Consider the following 22,600-nt stretch of genomic DNA (forward strand, 5'->3'; position numbering starts at 1 on the left):
CCATGACCTCCTGTGCCTGGCAGCGTGCCACTTGCTATCGCGTTGAGCAAAGAGAAAGGCGTTCTTGACGCTAGCTCTCCGAGGGTAAGGCTTGCTTCTTGCCGCAGTCTGGGCAGGTCACAACAGTGGGCAAGCTGGCATGAGCGAAGACAGTACTTGCAAGAGTGTTGACTCTGAAGACTTCTCGGCACTGCTTGCACGCGACGAGCTTCGACCCAAATAGAGAACCAACGACATCTCCAGCAGAAGGCATGTCCGGAATGACGGTCTTTACGCTCTCTTTGTAAGTAGGCTTGCGGACGAACGCTTGAAGTACATCTTTGAGCTCGGCAAGAATTTGATCCCGGTGATTGATGAAACTGAGCTGTTCTTCCAGGGTCATCTCCAAAGACAGGAATTCCAGGCGAATGCCGTAAGCTGCGGGCGTGTCCAGGCATCCGGCAACGCGCTCAAGGTGATACAAGTCGAGTTCTATCCCGGGTGCACGCTTGATAAGCGTGTCGCGCTTGGCAAGCGTCAATTCTTGGTTTGTGAAGAAGACCAATCTTGTGGCATCGAGTGTTCTAGCCTTGGCCAAATCTTCGTCAAACTTGGAGTAGATAGCACCATCGGTTTGCTGGCCTCGCGGAAAATAGGCTGCGACTAAGTACTCGTCCCCGTCTTTGGTGCATCGTAGATCTCTGCCTCCATCTGGACCGCCCAGAGGGTGCGATGGGTCGAGATTCTGAAAGCCCTGCGTTGCGAGCAACCTGCAAGCCAATCGCTCTGAGTCCGCCTGCCCGCGGTCCCAATCCAACAGGCGGTGCCATGTTTCTCGTCCCCCGGGTCGTCGCATGTTTACTCCTTATGATGCTGTGAGAAATGTATCTCGCTGCACATGCGAACAATTTGGACGTTCCGGGATGTTCCAGGAACTGGCTTTTCTTTCGCAGACCAATCGCAAAATTGCGAGCGCTTTTAGATCATGGTTCCTGAAATCGCAAAATTTTCTCTTGAGTTTTTAAAGCTGGCGCCCCGCCAAGCACACACCTGACCCGCTTCATCGCAACGCTCATGCCGCAGCCGCAGCCTCCGCGCGTTGCAACCGCATCTCCTGCACTGGCGTGAGGTATGCACGCCCCGCAAACGGCCCCAACTGGCGCGCAACGGCAGAGCAGTGGGCTCCGAATCGGCAAGGCTTTGCGCAGTGCTTCGGCAATGGCCAGCGCGTCGTTCTTCTTGAACAGCGCGTCCCTCACCACCTTCGTTTTCTTGTAGTCCGAGGCCGCAAGCAACTGCTTGAACCCAGCCGTAGCAGCCTGCTGGGGTCATCTGGCCCTAGAGCTGGGCCGTGTCGCCTCTAAAGAGGGCGCGTCGGGGCGGCGTGGGCCTGACTAGAGCCCTGTGGCCGAAGACCATCGCACGCTCAAATTGCTCGTATACAAAATGTGCCCCCAGATTGCGCGGATGGGGGCGGACGGGTCTGGACTGCGGCGGACGGCTAACGTGCTGATTCCAAAGGGGAAATAAAAAAGTCCGGAAGAGTTTGGACTCTTACGGACTGGTCGCTGGTCCCCTCAGCAGGAATCGAACCTGCATTTAGCGCTTAGGAGGCACTCGTTCTATCCATTGAACTATGAGGAGAAGGGCAACCGCGCATTGTAGAGGCTGTGCAGCAGCGCAGAGGGCGCGCCCTGCGTGGCCGCTTCAGTCGTACTTCACGGTGTAGATGAGGTCGACAGCGCTCTTTTCGCCCGTCTGGCCGCGCAGGGTGAGCCGGCGCGAGAGGTCGTAAAAGATGTACAGCGTGCCCAGCGTTCCGGAAAGGCTGCGTTCGTAGGTCACGTACAGGTCTTGCGACAGCCGCTTGCCGAAGGTGAGGGCGGCGGCGCTGGCGTCGTCGCCGGCACCGGGGCCGCGAAAACCGATTTCGTCCAGGCCGATGCGGCTGGCCATGTTGCCCGCGCCGGCGTTGCCGCCGCTCCGGCGGCCCAGCAGGGTGAGCGCTGCCTGCTGCAGCACGGCGGCCTCGGCGCCGCCCGCGGAGGCGTTGCGGCCAAGCACCACCCACGATAGCTTTTCGGCGTCGGGTAGTTCGGGGTCGGAGTACAGCGTGACCCGGGGCGCCTGGGCGCTGCCGGTCACCTGCACCCCGGCGCGCACGCTGATGTTGGGCCGCAGCGCCAGGATGTCGAGCGACGGGTTGTTGTATGGCCCGTTGAATCGGATCAGGCCGGTTTCCACATTCAGCATCTGGCCCCAGGCGCGGTAGCGGCCCTCGTCGGTGCGCACTTCGCCGGTCACGCGCGGCGGCGCGCCGGCCACGGCGTTGCTGCGGATGTCGACCTCGCCCGTCAGGCGCGTGGTGATGCCGTGGCCGGAGAGTGCGAAGTCGCGCCCCAGGTTGAGGGTGATGGCGATGTCGGGCGGCTTGGCGGTTTCGGCCTGGGCGGCCTTCTGGTTGGCTTGGGCGGCGGCCTGCGCCTTGGCCTGGTCTTCGCGGTCCTTGGCGGCAGAGCGCACCACCACGTCCGAGCCCAGGGTGGGCGCTGTCTCGTCGGGCAGGATGATGGTAGCGCGGTCGGTGGTGAGCTGGCCGCGCAGGCGCAGCTGGCCCTGCTGCAACTGGGCCTGCAGCTGGCCCGAGACGCTGACCTGCCGGTCCGCACGCACCAGCACCTGCAAGGCCTGGGCCTGCGCCTGCATGGACATGGTGATGCCCGATGCGCCCTGCGTGGCCGGGTCCCAGGTGATGCGCCCCGTGCCGCTGAGGGTGCCGCCGTCCTGCGGCGCTGCGGTGCGGTTGCCGCTGAAGCCGGCAATGCGGGCGCCACTGCCGCGCCCGCCTTGCAGGCGGAATTCGGTGATGTCCAGTTGGTTGCCGCGCAAGGTGGCGCGCAGGCGGCCGCCCTGCAGGTCCACACCGTCGACCACGGAGCGCACGGCCAGGCCGTCGGCCCCCAGCGTGCCGGCCCAGCGGGGCGCGTCGCGCGTGCCGGACAGGGTGGCGTTGGCGTCGAAGGTGCCGCGCACGCGCCAGCCGGGCGGCGCCAGGGCGGACCAGACGCCCGCATCGGGCAGGCGGGCGCGCAGCGTGCCGGCCAGGGGGGCATCGGCCGCCCAGGTGATGGCGGCCAGGTCGGTGCTGGCACCTCCAGGGCCGCCCACGCCGGTGAGCCGGGTGCTGGCCGTGGCGTCGATGTCGCCCGCGCGTTCGCTGGCCCAGGCGAGCCGGGCGCGCAACGCTTCGCTTTCGACTTCCATGGAGACTTCGGCCTGGCGCACGCCCGCGGGCGTGCCGCCGGCCCCTGCGGCGGAGGCCTCGGTGGCGATCACGGTGGTGGCGCCTGCGCCGGCCCCCTGGCCGCGGCTTTGCACGGCGGTGACGGCGGTGGGGTCGCCCGCCAGGATGCGCAGGTCGCCGCTGGCCCGCCGCAGGCTTGCGCTGGCGCGCAGGGTGCTGGTGGTGTCCACGTTCCACTGCCCGTCCAGCACCAGCGTGCTGGCCAGGCCCATGCGGGCCAGCAGCGGTTGCGCCGGCACCCCGGCCGCGGCCGGGGTGCCGCCCATGCCCAGCGCATCGGCCCAGGCCATGGGCAGGCCTTGAAGCGTTCCCTGTGATTGCACTTGCAGGGTGGCGCCGGTGGTCAGTCGCACGGGCTGCCAGCGCAGCGCCACGGTGCCCGGCAGCGGGCCGGTCAGGCGGGCCTGGCCGGCTGAGGTCTGGAGCGTCACGGGGGCGCTGGGCGCGGGCTTGCCACCCGCCGCACGCCGGGGGGCGCTGGCAGTGCCCAAGGCCGTGTTCACGGTGATGGACAGCGGCTCGGCCAGCTGCAAGGTCCAGGGGCCGGGGCGCTGTGCATCCTGCGCCTGCAGGCGCAGTTCGCTGATCTGTGCGCGCCACTGGGCGGGCGCTGCCAAACCGGCTGACCAGCGCGTCTGCAGGCTGGCGCGCTGCACCTGCGGGGCCTGGCCGGCGTTGAGGCGCGCTTCGCCTTCCAGCACCCCGGTGGCCTGCAGCAGGTTGCCCGACAGCTCGGCTTTCACGCCGCGCAACTGCACCGCCGTGGGCCGGCTGCCATGGTCCTTGGCAGGAGGCAGCACGAGGTCGAGTTGCGGCGTGGCGAGCGTGGCCTGCAGCGCAAAGGTGTCCTTGCCGGCGGGCAGGGCGCCGCCCCCGCTGGCCGCCTGCAGCTGGCGCGCCAGCGTCTGCCAGCCGCCCTTCCAGCGCGCGGTGACCGAGGCTGCGCCCTGGGCCGTGGCGCCTTGCAGGGCCGCCTGTGCCGAGCTGCCCACCCAGGGCAGGCTGGCGAGCCAGCGCTGGGTGGCCTCCACACTCGTCCACTGCAACTGCACTTCGCCGTTGCCGGTGGCGGGCGCGAGGCTGCCCTGGGCCCGGGCGGAGCCGCCGGGCACGGTGACGGCCAACTGGCCCTGCACGGCGGGCCCGGCCAGGCCAATGCGCAGGGCGGTGGCTTCGGCGCGCGCCTGCAGGGCGTCCAGCAGCAGGCGGTCCAGCAGCACGGTGCCGCCTGCCGCGGCGTTGCCCGGTGGGGCGGGCTGCCAGCGGCCTTGCGCGGTCAGGGTCTGGATGCCGAGCCGGGCGGGGCGGCCTGGGGCGGCGCGCACGGGCGCGGCCGCAGCCCCGGTGGCGCGGATGTCGGCGCTGAAGCGCACCTGCTCGCCCTGCATTTGCGCGCTGATGCGGCCGGCCAGCGGCGTGCCGGCCATCGCGGTGTGCAGCAGTTCGGGGCGCAGGTTGCGCAGCTCGGCCTGGCCTTCCAGTGCCTGGGTGGCGGGCGTGTAGCGGCCCTGCAGCGTGGCGGTGCCCGGCCCCGCGGTGGCCACGGCGTGGGGCACGGACCAGTGCGTGCCGTCGTAGCGGGCCTCGGCCTGCAGTGCGGACAAGGGCAGGCGGCCCTGATCCCAGGGGCCGGGCAGATCGTTGCGCAGCTCGGCCCGCAGGGACCAGCCGGTGCCAGAGGGCGCGGGCGCGGTGGCCGGGGGAGGGGGGGGAGGGCTCGGGTGGTTGCCCGCCACCTCCACCGGCCCGGCCTGCACGGAGCCTTGCAGCTGCGTGCGGGGCGCTTGGGGCCACAGCGCGGCCAGGTCCAGGGCGCGCAGCGTTGCCGTGGCGGCCTGCAAAGGCTGGGTGGCCCAGGGCGCGAGCGTAGCGGCCAGGTCGGCCTGCATGGCGGGCTGCGCAGCAGGCGGCGGCGTCGCCGCGGCGGTGGCGGGGCGGATGCGCGCCTTCAACTCCAGCGACGCATCGGGCGCCGCCAGGGAGCCTTGCAGCGTGGCCAGGGCATCCAGGGGCAGCGGGGCACCGCCCCCGGGCACGGCGGTCTGCACGGTGCCGTCCACGGTGGCAGACAAGGCCATGGGTGCGTCGGCCTGCAAGGTGGCGCTGGCGGTGTAGCGGCCCTGCGCCAGTTCCACATGGTCGATCTTCAGCCGGTGTTCCCGGCCATCAAAGCGGTAGTCGCCCTGCAGGCCCAGCACCTGCACGTTCTGCGCGCCCGCCCACTCGAGGGTGTCCACGCGGAAGGGGATGCCGATCTGCAACGGCAGCTGGAGCTGCGTGAGCGGCGCACGCGGCTCGGTGCTGGGCGGTGCATCGGCGGCGGGAGTGATCTGCACGCGGGCGGCATGCACTTCGCCCAGCTCCAGGCGGCGCTGCAGCAGGGGCATGAGCTGCCAGCCCAGTGCGATGTCGTTCACCTCCACCGACAGCGACGGGCTGCTCCAGCGCAGCCAGCCGATGCGCCCGCCGCTGCGCAGCGACCCGGTCACGTCGCGGCTTTCCAGCTGTTGGCCGGCGGGCAGGTACTGCGCGGCGCGGGCCAGGGCTGCGGCCAGCGAGGTGCCGCTACCGGCCCACCCCCACAGCGCGGCGGCCGCAGCGATGAGCAGTGCCACCAGAGCGGCCAGCAGCCACCCCAGGCCCCGCAGCACGCGGCGCGTGCGGGACCGTGGCCGCCGGGGCGGCTGCGGCGCGGACGAAGCCCCGGCGCTGAAGTCCGAAGAGGGCCCGCGCGCGCGGGGGGCGGGCGCCGTGGTGGTCGAGGAAGGGCGGGTTTCGGCCATCAGAAGCTGAACCCCAGCCGCAGGTGCAGCCGCACTTCCTTGGTCTTCACGCCATAGGCCAGGTCGGCCTGCAGCGGGCCCACCGGGCTGCGCCAGCGCACGCCGGCGCCCACGCCCACGCGGGGGTCCAGGTCGCCGGCGTGGTCGGCCACGGCGCCGGCATCCACGAACAGGGTGCTTTCCCAGTCGGTCATCGCGCCCTGGTAGATGATGGGACGCTGCCATTCCACGCTGCCCACGGCCAGGTAGCGGCCCCCGTACAGCTGGCCGTTGTCGGTGCGCGCGCCGATGCTGCGGTAGCCGTAGCCGCGCACGGTGGTGTCCCCACCGGTCAGGAAGAGTTGGGTCACCGGCACCTGCGCGCCGTCACGCGCCAGCACGGCGCCGGCCTCGGTGCGCACGGCGATGCGCGCGTTGCGGCCCTGGCCCGCGTCGTCCTGCACGCGGCCCGCGGGGATGAAAGTCTGCCAGCGCACCAGCGTGCGCACGAACGGGTCGCGCTCGGGCCGCAGCGTGGTGCCCAGGCCCAGCTCCACGGCGATGCCATGGCCGCGCGTGGGAGCCGTGAGGCTGTTGAAGTAGCGGCCTGTCCAGCCATAGTTCACGCTCACCGCCGTGCCGGAAGGCGGGGCGTTGGGGCCCTGGCTGTTGGCGTAGTCGTACTGCAGGAAATAGCTGCGGTCGATGGTCTTGGTGCTCTTGCTGCGGCCCGAACGCAGGCGGCCGCTGTTGGTTTCGTAGTCGCCCGTGTCTTCGCGCTGCACCTGGCCGCCGGCAAACCAGCGCCAGCCGTTGTTGTCCGGCAGGGCCGTCCACTCGGAGCTGGCGAGCTTGGCCTTGCGGTCCAGCGACAGTTTGCTCACCGCGCGCCAGCCGATGCCGGGCAGGCGGTTGTGGATGTGCTCCAGCGACAGCCGGGCGCCGCTGTCGGTGGAAAAGCCGGGGCCGAACACGAGCTTCTGCAGCGGGGCCTCGCGCACATGGGCGACCACGGGGGCTGCCTGGGGGTCGGTGCCTTCGGTGTCGAGCGTGAGGAACACGGCGTCGTAGTAGCCGCTGCTGGCCAGCCGCAGCTGGGCATCCAGCATCTCGGCCTCGTCGTACACCGATCCCGTGGGCAGACGGGCCAGGCGGCGCGCGCCGTCCGGGTCATAGCGTTCGTTGCCTTGCACGCGCAGTGCGCCGAAGCGGTAGGCGGGGCCGGGGTCGTAGGTCACGCTGAGCTTGGCTTCGTGCGTGTCGGCATCGATCTCGGCGCGGCTGTTGGCAATGCGCGCCGTGGGGTGGCGGCGGGCCTGCAACTGGCGCAGGCCGTCGTTTTTTGCGCTGTCCCACGCGCTCTGCGTGAAAGGCTGGCCCGGCTGCAGCGACCAGTCGCGCTGCACGCGCTGTTGCTGGCGCAGGCTGGCTTGCTGCTGCCGGTCTGGCGCACTCTGCGGGGCTTGCGCATCGGACGCTGGGGCAGGTGCCTCCGCGGGGCCGGTGAAGTCGATGGCTGCGCTGGCAATGCGCGTCTGGGGGCCTGGCTCCACCGTGACCACGACGGTGCGCGGCGCGGCTTTGCTCTCTGGGGTCTCGGTCAGCTCCACGGTGATGGTGGGCGCGAAATAGCCCAGCGTGCCCAGCAGCTCGCGCGCATTGGCATCCGTGGCGCCCAGCAGGCGCTGCAGTTCGCTGGGGTGCAGGTCGGGCAGGTGCCGAAAGCGCTGCAGCTCCAGGTGGCGCTCCAGCGTGTCGCGCACGGTGCCGGGCGCTCGCACTTCCACCGCGAACGCGGGCGCGCCCGCGGCCTCGGCCACCGGGGCGTCGGGGTCTGCAGGCGCGGTGCGGTGGGGCAGCAGGCTGCAACCGGGCAGGCCCAGCAGCGCAGCCGAAAGCAGCAACGCCGGCCACGGGGCCGGCGTTGAAGATCGGGCGGAAACCAGGCGCAACACGCGGGACAGCACAGCGGGAAGAAATGGAGGAAGGACGAAATGGTACATGCGCGGACGCCGGGCACTGCCGCCGCGCCTGTCCGGCAGTGCCTGCGGCACCGCCACTATGCACCCAAAGCCGGGCCGGGCGTGTCAGACAGGAGCGCGCGATGCGCCGCCCCGCGGGGCATCCGCCGCGGCTGCCCGGCCGCGCCGCGTCACTTGGACAGCAGCCGCATCGTCTCTTCCAGCCCCTTGAGCGACAGCGGGTACATGCGGTTGCCGATGAGCTGCTGGATGATGCTGATGCTCTGGCGGTACTGCCATACGCCCTGCGGCTCGGGGTTGATCCAGGCGTGCTTGGGGAAGGCGTGCGTCAGCCGCTGGATCCACTCGGCGCCGGGTTCCTCGTTGTTGTATTCCACGCTGCCGCCGGGCTGCAGGATCTCGTAGGGGCTCATGGTGGCGTCCCCCACGAAGATCAGCTTGTAGTCCTTGTTGTACTTGCGGATGATGTCCCAGGTGGGGAACTTCTCGGCAAAGCGGCGGCGGTTGTTCTTCCACATGAAGTCGTACACGCAGTTGTGGAAGTAGTAGAACTCCAGGTGCTTGAACTCGTTCTTCACGGCACTGAACAGTTCTTCCACGCGCTGGATGTGCTCGTCCATGGTGCCGCCTACATCCATCAGCAGCAGCACCTTCACGTTGTTGTGCCGCTCGGGCACCATCTTGATGTCCAGGAACCCGGCGTTGGCGGCCGTGCTGCGGATGGTGTCCGGCAGGTCCAGCTCCAGTTCGTGCCCTTCGCGCGCAAACTTGCGCAGGCGGCGCAGCGCCACCTTGATGTTGCGCGTGCCCAGCTCCTGCTGGTCGTCGTAGTCCTTGTAGGCGCGCTGCTCCCACACCTTCACGGCGCTCTTGTTCTTGCCCGCGCCGCCAATGCGCACGCCCTGCGGGTTGTAGCCGCCGTGGCCGAACGGGCTGGTGCCGCCCGTGCCGATCCACTTGCTGCCGCCCTCGTGGCGCTCCTTTTGTTCTTCGAGGCGCTTCTTGAGCGTCTCCATCAGCTCGTCCCAGCCCATCTTCTCGATGGCGGCTTTTTCCTCGGGCGTGAGTTCCTTTTCGAGGATCTTGCGCAGCCAGTCGGCGGGGATGTCCTTGGTGAAATCGGCCACCATCTCCACGCCCTTGAAGTAGGCGCCGAAGGCCCGGTCGAATTTGTCGTAGTGCTTCTCGTCCTTGACCAGCGTGAGGCGCGCAAGGTTGTAGAAGTCGTCCAGGCTCCACGCGTCATCCGACTTGGGGCCCACCACGCCCGCCTGCAGCGCTTCAAGCAGGGTGAGGTATTCCTTGACCGACACCGGCAGCTTGGCCGAACGCAGGGTGTAGAAGAAGTCGATGAGCATAGTTTTGGCCTCTGGCGCTTACTGGGCGTGCGCGCGGCGCTCCAAAAGGTATAGCAGCTGCGCCTTGGCCTCCGGCCATTCGCCCGCGCGCATGCTGTACATCACGGTGTCGCGGATGGTGCCGTCGCGTCGCGGCGCGTGGCCGCGGATCACGCCGTCCTTCTTGGCGCCCAGCCGCTCGATGGCGCGCTGCGACGCAAAGTTGAAGTTGTCCGTGCGCCAGCCCACCACATGGCAGCCCAGCGTGTCGAACGCGTGGCCCATCATCAGGAGCTTGGCGGTGGTGTTGACGTGCGTGCGCTGCACGCTCTGGCGGTACCAGGTGTAGCCGATCTCCACGCGCTTCACGGCAGGCAGGATGTCGTGGTAGCTGGTGGTGCCCAGCACGGTGCCGGTGGCGTCCTCCACCACGGCAAAGGCAAAGCGGTTGCCCTCGTCGCGCATGCGCAGCGCGTCCTCGATGTACTTGCGCGTGTTCTCGGGCTCGGGCACCGAGGTGACGCGCAGGTTCCACAGCGCACCATCGGCGGCTGCGGTGCGCAGGCCGTCTTCATGGACCAATGCCAGGGGCTCCAGGCGCACGCCGCGGTCGCGCAGCGTCACGGGTTCTACAAAAGCCATGCGTCTTTCCTCATCAATCCTTGGGCGGCTGGGGGCGGCTGCGCTGCCACCACCGCGCTCCGTGCAGCCCCAGGCCGCCGCCCAGGCCCACCAGCGCGATGCCGATCAGGCTGGCCGTGCCGTAGCCCGGTGCAAAAATGTCCATGCCCAGCAGTTGGCCCAGCCAGAACCCCAGCAGCGCGCCACCCACAAAGCCGACCGCGTCGGCCACGCCCTGGGCCAGCAGGTGGTGGGGGTCCTGCGGCGCCATTTAGCGGTTGCGCTGGTTCATGAACACGAGCTTCTCGAACAGGCTCACGTCCTGTTCGTTCTTCAGCAGCGCGCCCACCAGCGGCGGCACGGCCACCTTGTTGTCGGCGCTTTGCAGGGCCGACAGCGGAATGTCCTCGGCCACCAGCAGCTTGAGCCAATCGATCAGCTCGCTGGTGGAGGGCTTCTTCTTGAGGCCGGGCAGGTTGCGCACGTCGTAGAACGTCTTCATCGCCACGGTGAGCAGCTCGCTCTTGAGCGTGGGGAAGTGCACGTTCACGATCTGGCGCATCGTGTCGGCCTCCGGGAACTTGATGAAGTGGAAGAAGCACCGGCGCAGGAAGGCGTCGGGCAGCTCCTTCTCGTTGTTGGAGGTGATGAACACCAGCGGGCGGTGCTTGGCCTTGATGAGTTCCCGCGTCTCGTAGCAGTAGAACTCCATGCGGTCGATCTCGCGCAGCAGGTCGTTCGGAAACTCGATGTCGGCCTTGTCGATCTCATCGATCAAGAGCGCCACGGGGCGGTCGGACGTGAAGGCCTGCCACAGCACGCCCTGCACGATGTAGTTGCGGATGTCCTTGACCTTGTCGCTGCCGCCTTCGAGCTGGCTGTCGCGCAGGCGGCTCACCGCGTCGTATTCATACAGGCCCTGTTGCGCCTTGGTGGTGGACTTGATGTGCCATTGCAGCAGCGGCATGTCCAGCGCCTGCGCCACTTCCTCGGCCAGCATCGTCTTGCCGGTGCCGGGCTCGCCCTTGATGAGCAGCGGGCGCTGCAATGTGATGGCCGCGTTCACTGCGAGCATCAAGTCCTGGGTGGCGACGTAGTTCTGAGAACCTTGAAATTTCATGAGGGAAATCACCGAAACATTGATGAATGGGCTTGACAGGCGCTGGCTATAATCATCAGTCGAGCAGAGCCCCGAACTTCCACGAGATTGTGCGCGCAAAATGAACAAAACGTTGACCACGCTATTCGCCCTGGCTGTCGCTTCCGTGACCGCCATCTCCCATGCCCAGGAAGCCAAGGGCGACGTGGAAGCCGGCAAGCAAAAGATCGCCATGTGCATCGGCTGCCACGGCATTCCGGGCTACCAGGCCAGCTTCCCGGAAGTGCACAAGGTGCCCATGATTTCGGGCCAGGGCGCCAAGTACATCGCTTCCGCACTGGTCGCCTACCAGAAGGGGGACCGCAAGCACCCCACCATGCGCGGCATCGCCGAATCGCTGAGCGAGAAGGACATTGCCGACGTCGCCGCCTACTACGAGCAGCACGGCAAGACCGGCACGGAACTGCCGGCCAAGGCGGGCCGCGAGCCCAGCGTGCAAGTGGCCGCGCTGCTGCAAAAGGGCGCCTGCGTGTCCTGCCACGGCGACAACTTCGCCAAGCCCATCGACCCGTCGTACCCCAAGATTGCCGGCCAGCATGCGGACTACCTGTTTGTGGCGCTCAAGTCGTACAAGGTGGAGAAGAACGCCAACGTGGGCCGCAGCAACGCCATCATGGGCGGCGTGGCCAAGCAGTTCACCAACGCCGAGCTGAAGGCCCTGGCAGGCTACGTTGCCAGCCTGGACGGCGACCTGCACACCGTGCCCCAGTCGCGCTTTCGCTGAACGGCCCGCACTGCGCGCCTCGGCCCGACAAAAACCCGGCTCCGCCGGGTTTTTTTATGCCCCTCTGGGGCGGCTTGATAAACGTCAGCGTTTTAGAATGCGCACCGGGTGTCGCAGCCGCGGGGGCTCGGCAGGTTCATGCGCTGGTCGGGCCGCCGCGCGGCTTTGCCACGACCCATGAACGCATCTCCCACCCTGATCCAGGCCATTGGCGCCCTCCTGTTCGGCCTGGCCATCCTCCACACCTTCTCCACCCGGTATTTCGAACACCTGGCCCACACGCAGCCGCGGCACGCGGGCATCTGGCATCTGCTGGGCGAGGTGGAGGTGGTGTTCGGATTCTGGGCGCTGGTGCTCATGGTGTTCATGTTTTCCCTGGAAGGGAAGAGTGAAGCCACGGCGTACCTGGATTCGCGCAACTTCACCGAGCCGCTGTTCGTCTTCGCCATCATGGTGATCGCGGCCACGCGGCCCATCCTGCAGCTGGCGGGTGCCATGGTGCGGCTGCTGGCGCGGTGCCTGCCGTTCCAGCGCGGCGTGGCCATGTATTTCGTGGTGCTGTCGGCGGTGCCGCTGCTGGGCTCGTTCATCACGGAGCCCGCCGCCATGACGTTGGCGGCGCTGATGCTGCGGGACCTCCTGTTCTCGCAGCCGCTGTCGAGCAAGCTCAAGTACTCCACCATTGGCGTGCTGTTCGTGAACATTTCCATCGGCGGCACGCTCACGCCGTTTGCAGCCCCGCCGGTGCTGATGGTGGCCGGCCAATGGGGCTGGGACCTGTGGTTCATGGTGTCCCACTTCGGCTGGAAGGCCGCTGTGGCCGTGGGGGTCAACGCCGGGGTGGCCACGCTGCTGTTCCGCCACCAGGTCGGGCACATGGGGCGCAAGATCGTAGCCGACGAGTTGCCCGTGCCGTTGTCAGTGATCGCCGTGCACCTGGTGTTCCTGACGCTGGTGGTGCTCTTTGCGCACCACCCGCCGGTGTTCCTGGGGCTGTTCCTGTTCTTCATGGGCTTTACCCATGCCTACCAGCGCTACCAGAACCCGCTGATCCTGCGGGAGGCCCTGCTGGTGGCTTTCTTTCTGGCCGGGCTGGTGGTGCTGGGCGGTTTGCAGCAGTGGTGGTTGCAGCCGGTGCTGATGAAGATGGATGCCAACGCCGTGTTCTTCGGCGCGGCGGCGCTGACGGCCTTTACCGACAACGCGGCGCTGACCTACCTGGGTTCCTTGGTGGAGGGGCTGAGCCACGAATTCAAGGTGGCGCTGGTGGCTGGCGCGGTGACGGGCGGCGGCCTGACGGTGATCGCCAATGCGCCCAACCCCGCGGGCGCAGCCATTCTGAAGGAGAAGTTCGCCGACCAGGCCATCCATCCTCTGGGGTTGCTGCTGGGTGCGCTGCCGCCCACGCTGGTGGCGGTGCTGGCGTTCCAGCTGCTGTGAGGGGGCGCGCGGCGCCTGCGGGTCAGTCCCGCGTGGCGCGCCGCTGCACGCAGGCGATGTAGGCGTCGCCGTCGGGGGGGCGGCCTGCGCGCTGGCTCTCCCAGAGCATCTCTCCCAGGCATTCCATGGCGGCATGGTGGGCGTCGTGCAGCGAATCCAGGCGCGCCGTCAGCAGCTCCACCGCCTGGCGAATGCCGCGGGGCTGGTCGATGCTGCATTGCTCGCTGATGGACAGGTGCATCGACAGGTGCAGGAACGGGTTGGTCTGGCCGGGCGTTTCGTCGTAGTTGCGCGCCACGGCGGCATCGGCGTCCGAGAGGTCGGCGTGGTACTCGGGGTGCTCGGCAATCCACAGACTGGCCAGCGTCTCGATGGCTTCCATGGGAGCGCCGGCCTGGGTCTTGCTGTGCACGCCGCACAGAAAACGGCGCACGTCGGCTTGGGAGGGGCTGAACATGGGCCGAGCGTAGCACGGGCACTCTTCGCTCCGGGTGGGCGGGGACACCGGCGCACCGGCCCGGGGTGCTGCACGCCGCGGCGGCGTCCTACGCGCCGCGGCCTTGCGGCCACCTACATTGGCGGAGCGCAGAGATGAGGGCGGGGGCCGCTGTGCACTATTCACCAGTCCAGTCCCCGGTGCAGGGAGATATTTGCCATGAATGCAATGCGTATCGTCGGTGTCCTGTTGCTGCTGCTGGGCCTGGCTGCGTTCTGGGCCGGTGGCAGCCCGTATGCGCGCGAGCCGGCCCCGGCAGCGCTGTCGCCGGTGCAATGGATGGTGCAGGAGCAGCAGGACGCCTTCGTGATCCCGCAGTGGGCGAGCCTGGGCGCGATGGTGCTCGGCGGTGCCGCGTTGGTGCTGGGGTTTCGCCGGCGCTGACCGTAGGGGCGTCCAGCTTTTCACCGGCCTCAGCTAGCGCAGCGGCGCCCCCATCCGGTGTGAAATGGCCGCGGCGGCGCGCAGGAGCTCCGGCAGCATGTGCTCGCGCATGTGGGCCTCGCTGGTGCGGTTGGCCTGGCCGCTGATGTTCAGGGCCGCCACCGTGCGGCCGCTGCGGTCCGTGAGCGGTGCGGCGATCGAGATCAGACCTTCCTCCAGCTCCTGGTTCACCAGGCACCAGCCCTGGGTGCGCACGGCGCGGATGCGCTCCAGCAGCCCGTCCCGATCGCTGGTGGTGTGCTCGGTGTGGCGCGCCAGCGGCACGGAGGCCAGCCGCGCCTGCAGCGTGTCGTCGGGCAAGGCCGCGAGCAGCACCCGCCCCATGGACGTCCACAGCGCGGGCAGGCGCGAACCCACGCCCAGGGTGGTGCGCATGATCTTGTGCGTGGGCACGCGCAGCACGTAGACGATGTCCAGGCCGTCCAGCACGGCGGCAGAGGACGACTCGCGCACCGCCTCCACCAAGTCTTCCATCACCGGCTCGGCCAGGTTCCAGATCGGCAGCGAGGACAGGTACGCAAAGCCCAGATCCAGGATGCGCGGGCTCAGCCGGAACAGTTTGCCGTCCGTCTCCACATAGCCCAGCGTCTGCAGCGTGAGCAGGATGCGGCGCGCGCCGGCGCGGGTCAGGCCGGTGCGGGCCGCCACCTCGCTCAGCGTCTGCTCGGGCGTGGCCGCGCTGAACGAACGGATGACCTCCAGCCCGCGCGCGAACGACTGCACATAGCTGTCGCTGGGTTTCGGGTCCGTCGTTCGCGCGGCAGGGTCTTTGCCTTCGGGCATTTGGGAATTCATACGTGTGCCAACTATAATTCTTTTAGCGAACATTTGTTCTATATGCGAACAAATACGAAAGAGACAACAGAGTAACCAAGAAAGCGTTGCAATGATCAACAAACTGGCGGACTCGGTGGCCCAGGCCCTTCAGGGGGTGCAGGATGGTGCCACGGTGTTGATTGGCGGGTTCGGCACGGCGGGCATTCCCGGCGAGCTGATCGACGGCCTGATCGCGCAGGGTGCCCGCGACCTCACGGTGGTGAACAACAACGCCGGCAACGGCGACCAGGGCCTGGCCGCGCTGCTGCAGACCGGCCGCGTGCGCAAGATCATCTGCAGCTTTCCGCGCCAGGTGGATAGCCATGTGTTCGACGGGCTGTACCGCAGCGGCAAGCTGGAGCTGGAATTGGTGCCCCAGGGCAACCTGGCCGAGCGCCTGCGCGCAGCGGGGGCCGGCATCGGCGCGTTCTTCTGCCCCACGGCCTATGGCACCGAACTCGCAGCCGGGAAGGAAACGCGCGAGATCAATGGCAAACACTACGTGCTCGAATACCCCATCCATGGCGACGTGGCGCTGATCAAGGCCGAGCAGGGCGACCGCTGGGGCAACCTCACCTACAGCATGTCGGCGCGCAACTTCGGCCCCGTCATGGCCACCGCCGCCAAGACCACCATCGCCACCGTGCATGAGGTGGTGGAGCTGGGCGCCCTGGACCCCGAGGCCATCGTCACCCCCGGCATCTACGTGACCCACGTCGTGAAGATCGAGCGCACGGCCACGCAGGCGGGCGGCTTCAAGCAATCTGCGTGAGGTTTTGAATGAAATCGACCTCTAGCGCAGAAGGGACAAGCGTGAACAGCTATCAAAAACGCAGCAAAGACGAGTTGGCAAAGCGCGTGGCGCAAGACATCCACGACGGCGCCTACGTCAACCTGGGCATCGGCCAGCCCACGCTGGTGGCCAACCACATTCCCGCGGGGCGCGAGGTCATCCTGCAAAGCGAGAACGGCATCCTGGGCATGGGGCCCGCGCCGGCGGCGGGGCGGGAGGACTACGACCTCATCAACGCCGGCAAGCAGCCCGTGACGCTGCTGCCCGGCGGCGCGTACTTCCACCACGCCGACAGCTTCGCCATGATGCGCGGCGGCCACCTGGACATCTGCGTGCTGGGCGCCTTCCAGGTGTCGGCCACGGGCGACCTGGCCAACTGGAGCACGGGCGAGCGCGGCGCCATCCCGGCCGTGGGTGGCGCCATGGACCTGGCCATCGGCGCTAAGCAGACCTGGGTGATGATGGACCTGCTCACCAAGCAGGGCGCGAGCAAGGTTGTCGAGCGCTGCACGTATCCCCTGACCGGTGTCGCGTGCGTGAAGCGCATCTACACCGATCTGTGCACACTGGCCTGCACGACCGCCGGGCTGCAGCTCATCGACACCGTGCCCGGCCTGTCGCTGGCCGCGCTGGAGCGGCTGGTGGGCCTGCCCATCCGCCCCGCCGCCTGACGAATCCCCCAAGAACCGAGGAGACAACACCATGAGCCCCCAACGCCAAGCCTTTATCTGCGACGCCATCCGCACCCCCTTCGGCCGCTACGGCGGCGCATTGAGCAGCGTGCGCACCGACGACCTGGGCGCCATCCCCATCCAGGCCCTGATGGACCGCAACCCCGGCGTGGACTGGGCGGCGGTGACCGACGTGCTCTACGGCTGCGCCAACCAGGCTGGCGAGGACAACCGCAACGTGGCCCACATGGCCAGCCTGCTGGCGGGCCTGCCCGTGGAGGTGCCCGGCGCCACCATCAACCGCCTGTGCGGCTCGGGGCTCGACGCCGTGGGCACCGCAGCGCGGGCCATCAAGGCGGGCGAGGCCGGCCTGATGATCGCGGGCGGCGTGGAAAGCATGAGCCGCGCCCCCTTCGTCATGCCCAAGGCCGAGTCGGCCTTCAGCCGCAACAACGCGGTGTATGACACGACGATTGGCTGGCGCTTCGTCAACAAGCTGATGAAGGAAAAGTACGGCGTCGATTCCATGCCCGAAACCGCCGAGAACGTCGCGACCGACTTTGGCATCGAGCGCGAAGCGCAAGACCGCATGGCCCTGCGCAGCCAGCTCAACGCCGTGGCAGCCATCCAGGCCGGCCACCTGGCGCGCGAGATCGTGCCCGTGCGCATCCCGCAGAAGAAGGGCGACGCCCTCATCGTCAGCCAGGACGAGCACCCGCGCGAGACCAGCCTGGAAGCGCTGGCCAAGCTCAAGGGCGTGGTGCGGCCCGATGGCACCGTGACGGCGGGCAACGCCAGCGGCGTGAACGACGGCGCCTGCGCCCTGCTGCTGGCCGATGAAGCCAACGCCGCCAAGTACGGCCTCAAGCCCCGCGCCCGCGTGGTGGGCATGGCCGTGGCCGGGGTGGCGCCGCGCATCATGGGCTTTGGCCCCACGCCCGCCACGCAGAAGGTGCTGGCGCAGACGGGCCTGACCATCGACCACCTGGACGTGATCGAGCTGAACGAAGCCTTTGCCGCGCAGGGCCTGGCCGTGCTGCGCGCGCTGGGTATCCAGGACGACGACGCGCGCGTCAACGCGTGGGGCGGCGCCATTGCGCTGGGCCACCCGCTGGGCGCCAGTGGCGCGCGGCTGGTCACCACCGCCGTCAACCGCCTCCACGAACACGCGGGCCAATACGCGCTGTGCACCATGTGCATCGGCGTGGGCCAGGGCATTGCCGTGATCCTGGAGCGCGTGTGAGCATGGCGGACCCACGCACACCCGTCACCGTCGTCACCGGCGCCAGCAACGGTATTGGCAAGGCCATTGCCGAGGCGCTGCTGGCCCAGGGCCGCGCCGTGGTCAACCTGGACTACGTGCTGCCCACGTGGAGCCACCCGCTGCTCACCTCCTACCAAGGCGACCTCACCGACGAAGCATCGACCCGCGAGCGCGCCGCCGAGATTGCGGCCCGGCACCACGTCACGGCGCTGGTGAACAACGCGGGCGCCACGCGCCCCGGCACCATCGACACCGCCACCACTGCGCAGCTGGATGACGTGGTGGGCCTGCACCTGCGCGCGCCCATGCTGTTGGTGCAGGCCTTTTTGCCCACCCTGCGCGCCAGCGGCCAGGGCCGCATCGTCAACATGTCGTCGCGCGCCGCCTTGGGCAAGGGCGAGCGCATCGTCTACTCGGCCACCAAGGCGGGCCTGATCGGCATGACGCGCACGCTGGCCATGGAGCTGGGGCGTGACGGCATCACCGTCAACGCCATTGGCCCCGGGCCGATTGCCACGGAACTGTTCCGCCAGAGCAACCCCGACGGCGCGCCGCAGACGCAGCGCATCCTGAACAGCATCGCCGTGGGCCGCATGGGCACACCGGAGGACGTGGCGCGCGCGGCGCTGTTCTTTCTTGCGCCCGACAACGGCTTTGTGACGGGCCAGGTGTTGTACGTGTGCGGCGGCACCACGCTGGGGGTGGCGCCTGTTTGACAGCCTGACCTGATTCCCACGTCACCCCCAAAGGGGTGAACCAACGACTCTCGCCCGGGGGGCATCCGCACCCGGTTGAGGCCATGGCGCGGCCGGCTCGGCACCTGCGGCGCTGAAGTATTTCATCCACCTTATTGAAGGAGACAAACCATGACCCATTCCCTCCACGCCACCCGCCGCTTCGCGCTGTCGGCCGCCGCATGCGCTGGCATCGCCGCCATCGCGGGTGCTGGCCTGCTGGGCAGCAGCGCCGCATTGGCACAGGCCTATCCCACCAAGCCCGTCACCATCATCGTGCCCTTTGCCGCCGGTGGCACCACCGACATCCTGGCCCGCATCATCGGCCAGGCGCTGACCACCGAGCTGGGCCAGTCCGTCATCGTGGACAACCGCGCGGGCGCAGGCGGCAACATCGGCGGCGCCCTGGCAGCCAAGTCCCCGGCAGACGGCTACACGCTGTTCATGGGCACGGTGGGCACGCACGCCATCAACGCCAGCCTGTACAAGAAGATGCCGTTCGACCCCGTGAAGGACTTTGCGCCGCTCACGCGCGTGGCCAACGTGCCCAACCTGCTGGTGGCCAACCCGGCCCAGCCGTTCAAGACGGTGAAGGAACTGATCGCCTACGCCAAGGCCAACCCGGGCAAGGTGAACTTCGGCTCGTCGGGCAACGGCAGCTCCATCCACCTGTCGGGCGAGCTGTTCAAGAGCCTGGCCAAGGTGGACATGGTGCATGTGCCATACAAAGGCAGCGCCCCCGCCGTGACGGACCTGCTGGGCAACCAGATCGCCATCATGTTCGACAACATGCCCTCGGCCATTCAACACGTGCGCAGCGGCAAGCTGGTGCCGATTGCGGTGACCACGGCCAAGCGCTCGCCCGAGCTGCCCAACGTGCCCACCATCGCCGAAGCGGGCGTGCCCGGGTACGAGGCCACGTCGTGGTTCGGCATGTTTGCCCCGGCCGGCACGCCAGCGCCCGTGGTGGCCCAGCTGAACAAGGCCATCGTGAAGGTGCTGAACCAGCCGGACGTGAAGAAAAAGATCAACGAGCAGGGCGCCGAGACCTATGGCGAAACGCCCGAGCAGTTTGCTGCTTTTATCCAGGCGGAATCCGTCAAGTGGGGCAAGGTGGTCAAGGAGTCGGGCGCGAGTCTGGACTGATCTGCGCCGGCATTGACGACAGCCCCCCACGGACGGCTGCGACCGTTTGCGCGACAAGCGGTCGCAGCTGTTTTCATTGCAACGGAGGGTTCCGTGCTCACTGCACGCGGTACACGCGCCCGGTCTGCGCGCCTTCCACGCTGCGCTGGTAGGCCCGCGCCACGCGCTCGGCGGGCACGGACTCGAAGCCGGGGAAGAACGGGCCATAGGCCGCCGCCGACTCCGTGACGATGGTGGGGCTGACGGCGTTGATGCGCAGGCCGCGCGGCAGCTCGATGGCGGCGGCCATCACAAAGCCCTCAATCGCCGCGTTCACCGTGGAGGCGCTGGCGCCGTTGGGGATGGGCTCCACCGCAAGAATGCCCGAGGTGAGGGTGATGGAGCCCCCGTCGTTGAGGTACTGCTGGCCCAGCAGTGCCAGCTGCACTTGCCCGAGCAGCTTGTCCTGCAGGCCCAGGTTGAACTGCTCGGGGGTCATGCCCGCGAGGGGGCCGAAGTGCACGTTGCCGGCAGTGCTCACGATCGCGTCTACCTTGCCCACTGCGGCAAACAGGGCGGCCAGGGCGCCCGGCTGGGCGAAGTCTGCACGGTGCGTGCCGCTGCGGCGGCCTGCGGTGATCACGTCGTGGCGCGCGCCCAGGTTGGCCTGCACGGCTTGGCCCAGGGTGCCGCTGGCGCCGATGAGAAGAATCTTGGACATGGATGTTTCCTTTGCGTGGTGGAGGAAGAGGTCAGACAGGCCGCCATTGTTTTGCGAATCACGCGGCGCATAAAGTACAGTGCGGTTCTTCCACTGCTAACCAATGATTAGGAATAGGGGCCCCCGCCATGGACAAGCTGCGCAACATGGAAGTGATGGTGGCCGTGGTGGAGGCCGGCAGCTTTGCGGCCGCCGCGCGCCAGCTGGGTATCTCGGCGGTCATGGTGGGCAAGCACATTCAGCAGCTGGAGGCGCACCTGGGCGCCCGCCTGCTGCAGCGCAGCACGCGCCGCAGCAGCCTGACCGAGGTGGGCGCCGCGTTCTACGAAGACAGCAAGCGCGTGCTGGAGCAGGTGCGGTGGGCTGAGTCCGCCGTGGAGCGCAGCCGCGCCGTGCCGCAGGGCCTGCTGCGCGTGAGCGCGCCCTTCACCCTGGGCAGCCACGTCATCGCGCCGCTGGTGGCGGATTTCCTCCAGCGCCATCCGCAGGTGCGCGTGGACCTGCACCTCTCGGACAGCGTGGTGGACGTGGTGGGCGAGGGGTTCGACGCGGCCGTGCGCATCGGTCGGGTGGCCGATGAAGGCCTGGTGGCGCGGCCCCTGCGGCCGTATGGCATGGTGATCGCGGCGTCCCCGGACTACCTGCGCCGCCACGGAACGCCCCGCAGCGCGGCCGACCTGGCGCACCATCAGTGCCTGAGCCATTCGGTGTGGCAGCGCCGGGTGGAATGGACGCTGCACGACGGGGGCGCGGAGTTCTTCTGGCCCGAAAACGCACGCTTCATCTGCAACCAGGGCGAAGGCCTGCGCCAGGCGGCGCTGCAGAGGCTGGGCCTGGTCATGCAGCCCGAGGTGCTGCTGGCCGACGCCCTGGCCACGGGGGCGCTGGTGCCGGTGATGCAGCACTGCCTGCCCGTGCCGCGCCCCGTGCACCTGGTCTATGCGCCCGACCGGCGGCAGCTGCCCAAGCTGGCGCGGTTCGTGGAGCATGTGGTGGCGGCGCTGGCCTTGCCGCCCGAGCAGCCCGCGCCTGCAGCGGTCAGTCCCCGGCGCCGGGCGGCGTCGCCGGCCCGATCTTGAACACCCCGCTCACCCGCGCGCAGGCCTCGCCGTCGGCGGTGACCAGGCCTTGGGCAAACACCAGCGATCGCGTGATGCGCAAGGGCGCGGCCTCGCCCTGCACCCACATGCCCACGTGCGCGGGGGCCAGGTAGTCGACTTGCAGGCTGACGGTGGGAAGGAAGCGGCCCGCCAGCTCCGTGGTCTTGTAGTGCACCGACAGCGGCAGCAGCATGTCGCAGAACGTGGCCATCATGCCGCCGTGCAGGTTGCCCAGGGTGTTCACATGGCGTTGCTCCACGCGAAAGCCGAACTGCACGGCGCTGCCCTCGCGCCGTACGTACAGCGGGCCGTTGTTCTGGATGAACGGCCCGCCCAGAGTCAGCCGTTCAAAACCCGCGGGGACTGCGGGCGCCCCGCCCGGCGCGGCGGCGTGGGTCTCCGCGCCGGTCACTGCACGGCCTCGCGTGCCACGTCTGCGTCGAAGCTGGCACTGTGCAGCGCGCTGGTGGTGGTGCCCGTGTCCAGCCAGCCGCCGTACACCGCCTGGAAGTCCGCCACGATCTGCGCCAGCGGCAGGTCGTCGAAGGCGCCGCGCTGGCGCACGTATTCCATGTGGCGCTGGCCGCTCTTGTCGAACGGGTGGTAGATGGAGTCGTGCTCGCCGTCGAACGTGAGCGGCAGCAGGCCAAAGCGCTCGCACAGTTCGATGTTGAAGGCGGGCGTGGCCTTGCGCCAGGCGCCGTCGAGCCAGAGGTCGGCATAGCCGTGCCAGATGAAGAGGTCGGTCTTCATGGTCTCGCGCATGCGCTCGGTGCTGAGGTGGTTGCGCACGTCGGCAAAGCCCATGCGGGCAGGAATGCCCGCCGCGCGGCACGCGGCGGTGAGCAGGGCGGCCTTGGGCACGCACCAGCCGTAGCCGTTGGCCAGCACGCTGCTGGCCGCCATGCCGCGGGGTGAGAGATCAATGCGGTAGGGGTCGTAGCGAAAGCCGTCGCGCACGGCCAGGTACAGGGCTACGGCGCGTTCGCGGTCGGTGGCGCCGCGCGCGTGTTCGGCGGCAAAGGCCTGCACGGCGGGTGCGTCGCTGTCGATCAGCGCGGTGGGGGCCAGGGTGGCGGGCGGGGGCGGAACCGTGGTCATCGGGCGGGTCTCCTGTGATCGGATGGG

General features: G+C 68.5%; 21 protein-coding genes and 1 tRNA gene. 9 read left to right on the top strand and 13 right to left on the bottom strand.

What is annotated here, in order from left to right; all coding sequences use genetic code 11:
• Nucleotides 1–70 precede the first annotated feature (70 nt).
• The 8 genes from LWW96_RS20175 to LWW96_RS20210 all read right to left on the bottom strand — a co-directional run bounded on the left by LWW96_RS20175 (nucleotide 71) and on the right by LWW96_RS20210 (nucleotide 11,105).
• A complete protein-coding gene (locus LWW96_RS20175) occupies nucleotides 71–520 on the bottom strand; it encodes a hypothetical protein (protein WP_291489651.1) in 450 nt (149 codons plus the stop codon).
• A 1,028-nt stretch (nucleotides 521–1,548) separates the two neighbouring features.
• A tRNA-Arg gene (locus tag LWW96_RS20180) sits at nucleotides 1,549–1,623 on the bottom strand.
• 63 nt (nucleotides 1,624–1,686) lie between these two features.
• Nucleotides 1,687–6,066 carry a translocation/assembly module TamB domain-containing protein gene (locus LWW96_RS20185; protein WP_291489652.1) on the bottom strand — a complete coding sequence of 1,460 codons (4,380 nt, stop codon included), beginning with the start codon at nucleotides 6,064–6,066 and terminating at the stop codon, nucleotides 1,687–1,689.
• Entirely contained in the window at nucleotides 6,066–8,048 is a 1,983-nt protein-coding gene (locus LWW96_RS20190) for a BamA/TamA family outer membrane protein (RefSeq protein WP_291489653.1), read from the bottom strand. The genes LWW96_RS20185 and LWW96_RS20190 overlap by 1 nt, the downstream gene beginning before the upstream one ends.
• Nucleotides 8,049–8,197: 149 nt before the next feature.
• Complete coding sequence (locus LWW96_RS20195; protein WP_291489654.1) at nucleotides 8,198–9,385, bottom strand: VWA domain-containing protein; 1,188 nt, start codon at nucleotides 9,383–9,385, stop codon at nucleotides 8,198–8,200.
• Nucleotides 9,386–9,403: 18 nt separating this feature from the next.
• On the bottom strand, nucleotides 9,404–10,006 hold the full coding sequence (locus LWW96_RS20200; protein WP_291489655.1) for a GNAT family protein: 603 nt from the start codon (nucleotides 10,004–10,006) through the stop codon (nucleotides 9,404–9,406).
• A gap of 13 nt (nucleotides 10,007–10,019) precedes the next feature.
• Complete coding sequence (locus tag LWW96_RS20205; protein ID WP_291489656.1) at nucleotides 10,020–10,256, bottom strand: hypothetical protein; 237 nt, start codon at nucleotides 10,254–10,256, stop codon at nucleotides 10,020–10,022.
• The gene (locus tag LWW96_RS20210; protein WP_291489657.1) at nucleotides 10,257–11,105 is read right to left on the bottom strand and encodes a MoxR family ATPase; all 849 of its coding nucleotides are present in this window, start codon (nucleotides 11,103–11,105) and stop codon (nucleotides 10,257–10,259) included.
• Between the two features lie 100 nt (nucleotides 11,106–11,205).
• Between LWW96_RS20210 and LWW96_RS20215 the strand changes: the two genes are divergently transcribed.
• Together LWW96_RS20215 and LWW96_RS20220 are read left to right on the top strand one after the other, a co-directional pair.
• Entirely contained in the window at nucleotides 11,206–11,868 is a 663-nt protein-coding gene (locus LWW96_RS20215; RefSeq protein WP_291489658.1) for a c-type cytochrome, read from the top strand.
• A 177-nt stretch (nucleotides 11,869–12,045) separates the two neighbouring features.
• On the top strand, nucleotides 12,046–13,308 hold the full coding sequence (locus LWW96_RS20220; RefSeq protein ID WP_291489659.1) for a putative Na+/H+ antiporter: 1,263 nt from the start codon (nucleotides 12,046–12,048) through the stop codon (nucleotides 13,306–13,308).
• A gap of 22 nt (nucleotides 13,309–13,330) precedes the next feature.
• Here the strand turns inward: LWW96_RS20220 and LWW96_RS20225 are convergent, their stop codons facing one another.
• Nucleotides 13,331–13,765 (bottom strand): DUF1841 family protein, encoded by a 435-nt coding sequence (locus LWW96_RS20225; protein WP_291489660.1) that lies wholly within the window; start codon nucleotides 13,763–13,765, stop codon nucleotides 13,331–13,333.
• 198 nt (nucleotides 13,766–13,963) lie between these two features.
• On the opposite strand from LWW96_RS20225, the gene LWW96_RS20230 reads away from it, so the two are divergent.
• Nucleotides 13,964–14,188 carry a hypothetical protein gene (locus LWW96_RS20230; RefSeq protein WP_291489661.1) on the top strand — a complete coding sequence of 75 codons (225 nt, stop codon included), beginning with the start codon at nucleotides 13,964–13,966 and terminating at the stop codon, nucleotides 14,186–14,188.
• 33 nt (nucleotides 14,189–14,221) lie between these two features.
• On the opposite strand, the gene LWW96_RS20235 is transcribed toward LWW96_RS20230, so the two are convergent.
• Complete coding sequence (locus LWW96_RS20235) at nucleotides 14,222–15,031, bottom strand: IclR family transcriptional regulator C-terminal domain-containing protein (RefSeq protein ID WP_291489662.1); 810 nt, start codon at nucleotides 15,029–15,031, stop codon at nucleotides 14,222–14,224.
• A gap of 103 nt (nucleotides 15,032–15,134) precedes the next feature.
• On the opposite strand from LWW96_RS20235, the gene LWW96_RS20240 reads away from it, so the two are divergent.
• The 5 genes from LWW96_RS20240 to LWW96_RS20260 all read left to right on the top strand — a co-directional run bounded on the left by LWW96_RS20240 (nucleotide 15,135) and on the right by LWW96_RS20260 (nucleotide 19,672).
• On the top strand, nucleotides 15,135–15,836 hold the full coding sequence (locus tag LWW96_RS20240; protein ID WP_291489663.1) for a 3-oxoacid CoA-transferase subunit A: 702 nt from the start codon (nucleotides 15,135–15,137) through the stop codon (nucleotides 15,834–15,836).
• Nucleotides 15,837–15,877: 41 nt separating this feature from the next.
• Nucleotides 15,878–16,528 (top strand): 3-oxoacid CoA-transferase subunit B, encoded by a 651-nt coding sequence (locus LWW96_RS20245; protein ID WP_291489664.1) that lies wholly within the window; start codon nucleotides 15,878–15,880, stop codon nucleotides 16,526–16,528.
• Nucleotides 16,529–16,559: 31 nt separating this feature from the next.
• A complete protein-coding gene (gene pcaF, locus LWW96_RS20250; RefSeq protein ID WP_291489665.1) occupies nucleotides 16,560–17,771 on the top strand; it encodes a 3-oxoadipyl-CoA thiolase in 1,212 nt (403 codons plus the stop codon).
• 2 nt (nucleotides 17,772–17,773) lie between these two features.
• A complete protein-coding gene (locus tag LWW96_RS20255) occupies nucleotides 17,774–18,508 on the top strand; it encodes an SDR family oxidoreductase (RefSeq protein WP_291489666.1) in 735 nt (244 codons plus the stop codon).
• A 150-nt stretch (nucleotides 18,509–18,658) separates the two neighbouring features.
• Nucleotides 18,659–19,672: a tripartite tricarboxylate transporter substrate binding protein gene (locus tag LWW96_RS20260; RefSeq protein ID WP_291489667.1), complete on the top strand. Its 1,014-nt coding sequence runs from the start codon at nucleotides 18,659–18,661 to the stop codon at nucleotides 19,670–19,672.
• Between the two features lie 97 nt (nucleotides 19,673–19,769).
• Here the strand turns inward: LWW96_RS20260 and LWW96_RS20265 are convergent, their stop codons facing one another.
• Complete coding sequence (locus LWW96_RS20265) at nucleotides 19,770–20,372, bottom strand: short chain dehydrogenase (RefSeq protein WP_291489668.1); 603 nt, start codon at nucleotides 20,370–20,372, stop codon at nucleotides 19,770–19,772.
• Between the two features lie 128 nt (nucleotides 20,373–20,500).
• On the opposite strand from LWW96_RS20265, the gene LWW96_RS20270 reads away from it, so the two are divergent.
• Nucleotides 20,501–21,451 carry a LysR family transcriptional regulator gene (locus tag LWW96_RS20270; RefSeq protein ID WP_291489669.1) on the top strand — a complete coding sequence of 317 codons (951 nt, stop codon included), beginning with the start codon at nucleotides 20,501–20,503 and terminating at the stop codon, nucleotides 21,449–21,451.
• Here LWW96_RS20270 and LWW96_RS20275 read toward each other — a convergent pair.
• Together LWW96_RS20275 and LWW96_RS20280 are read right to left on the bottom strand one after the other, a co-directional pair.
• On the bottom strand, nucleotides 21,411–21,884 hold the full coding sequence (locus LWW96_RS20275; RefSeq protein ID WP_291489670.1) for a PaaI family thioesterase: 474 nt from the start codon (nucleotides 21,882–21,884) through the stop codon (nucleotides 21,411–21,413). The genes LWW96_RS20270 and LWW96_RS20275 overlap by 41 nt on opposite strands.
• Nucleotides 21,881–22,573, bottom strand: a complete 693-nt coding sequence (locus tag LWW96_RS20280; protein WP_291489671.1) for a transglutaminase family protein — start codon at nucleotides 22,571–22,573, stop codon at nucleotides 21,881–21,883. Before LWW96_RS20280 ends, LWW96_RS20275 begins: the two co-directional genes overlap by 4 nt.
• Between the last annotated feature and the right edge of the window lie 27 nt (nucleotides 22,574–22,600).

This window comes from Acidovorax sp. (genome assembly GCF_021287135.1).
Taxonomy (GTDB): domain Bacteria; phylum Pseudomonadota; class Gammaproteobacteria; order Burkholderiales; family Burkholderiaceae_C; genus Acidovorax.

Bases quoted from the DNA above. Each gene is read 5' to 3' on its own strand.
- LWW96_RS20185 (WP_291489652.1), bottom strand. From the start codon at position 6,066: ATGGCCGAAACCCGCCCTTCCTCGACCACCACGGCGCCCGCCCCCCGC.
- LWW96_RS20190 (WP_291489653.1), bottom strand. From the start codon at position 8,048: ATGTACCATTTCGTCCTTCCTCCATTTCTTCCCGCTGTGCTGTCCCGC.
- LWW96_RS20195 (WP_291489654.1), bottom strand. From the start codon at position 9,385: ATGCTCATCGACTTCTTCTACACCCTGCGTTCGGCCAAGCTGCCGGTG.
- LWW96_RS20200 (WP_291489655.1), bottom strand. From the start codon at position 10,006: ATGGCTTTTGTAGAACCCGTGACGCTGCGCGACCGCGGCGTGCGCCTG.
- LWW96_RS20205 (WP_291489656.1), bottom strand. From the start codon at position 10,256: ATGGCGCCGCAGGACCCCCACCACCTGCTGGCCCAGGGCGTGGCCGAC.
- LWW96_RS20210 (WP_291489657.1), bottom strand. From the start codon at position 11,105: ATGAAATTTCAAGGTTCTCAGAACTACGTCGCCACCCAGGACTTGATG.
- LWW96_RS20215 (WP_291489658.1), top strand. From the start codon at position 11,206: ATGAACAAAACGTTGACCACGCTATTCGCCCTGGCTGTCGCTTCCGTG.
- LWW96_RS20220 (WP_291489659.1), top strand. From the start codon at position 12,046: ATGAACGCATCTCCCACCCTGATCCAGGCCATTGGCGCCCTCCTGTTC.
- LWW96_RS20225 (WP_291489660.1), bottom strand. From the start codon at position 13,765: ATGTTCAGCCCCTCCCAAGCCGACGTGCGCCGTTTTCTGTGCGGCGTG.
- LWW96_RS20230 (WP_291489661.1), top strand. From the start codon at position 13,964: ATGAATGCAATGCGTATCGTCGGTGTCCTGTTGCTGCTGCTGGGCCTG.
- LWW96_RS20235 (WP_291489662.1), bottom strand. From the start codon at position 15,031: ATGCCCGAAGGCAAAGACCCTGCCGCGCGAACGACGGACCCGAAACCC.
- LWW96_RS20240 (WP_291489663.1), top strand. From the start codon at position 15,135: ATGATCAACAAACTGGCGGACTCGGTGGCCCAGGCCCTTCAGGGGGTG.
- pcaF (WP_291489665.1), top strand. From the start codon at position 16,560: ATGAGCCCCCAACGCCAAGCCTTTATCTGCGACGCCATCCGCACCCCC.
- LWW96_RS20255 (WP_291489666.1), top strand. From the start codon at position 17,774: ATGGCGGACCCACGCACACCCGTCACCGTCGTCACCGGCGCCAGCAAC.
- LWW96_RS20260 (WP_291489667.1), top strand. From the start codon at position 18,659: ATGACCCATTCCCTCCACGCCACCCGCCGCTTCGCGCTGTCGGCCGCC.
- LWW96_RS20265 (WP_291489668.1), bottom strand. From the start codon at position 20,372: ATGTCCAAGATTCTTCTCATCGGCGCCAGCGGCACCCTGGGCCAAGCC.
- LWW96_RS20270 (WP_291489669.1), top strand. From the start codon at position 20,501: ATGGACAAGCTGCGCAACATGGAAGTGATGGTGGCCGTGGTGGAGGCC.
- LWW96_RS20280 (WP_291489671.1), bottom strand. From the start codon at position 22,573: ATGACCACGGTTCCGCCCCCGCCCGCCACCCTGGCCCCCACCGCGCTG.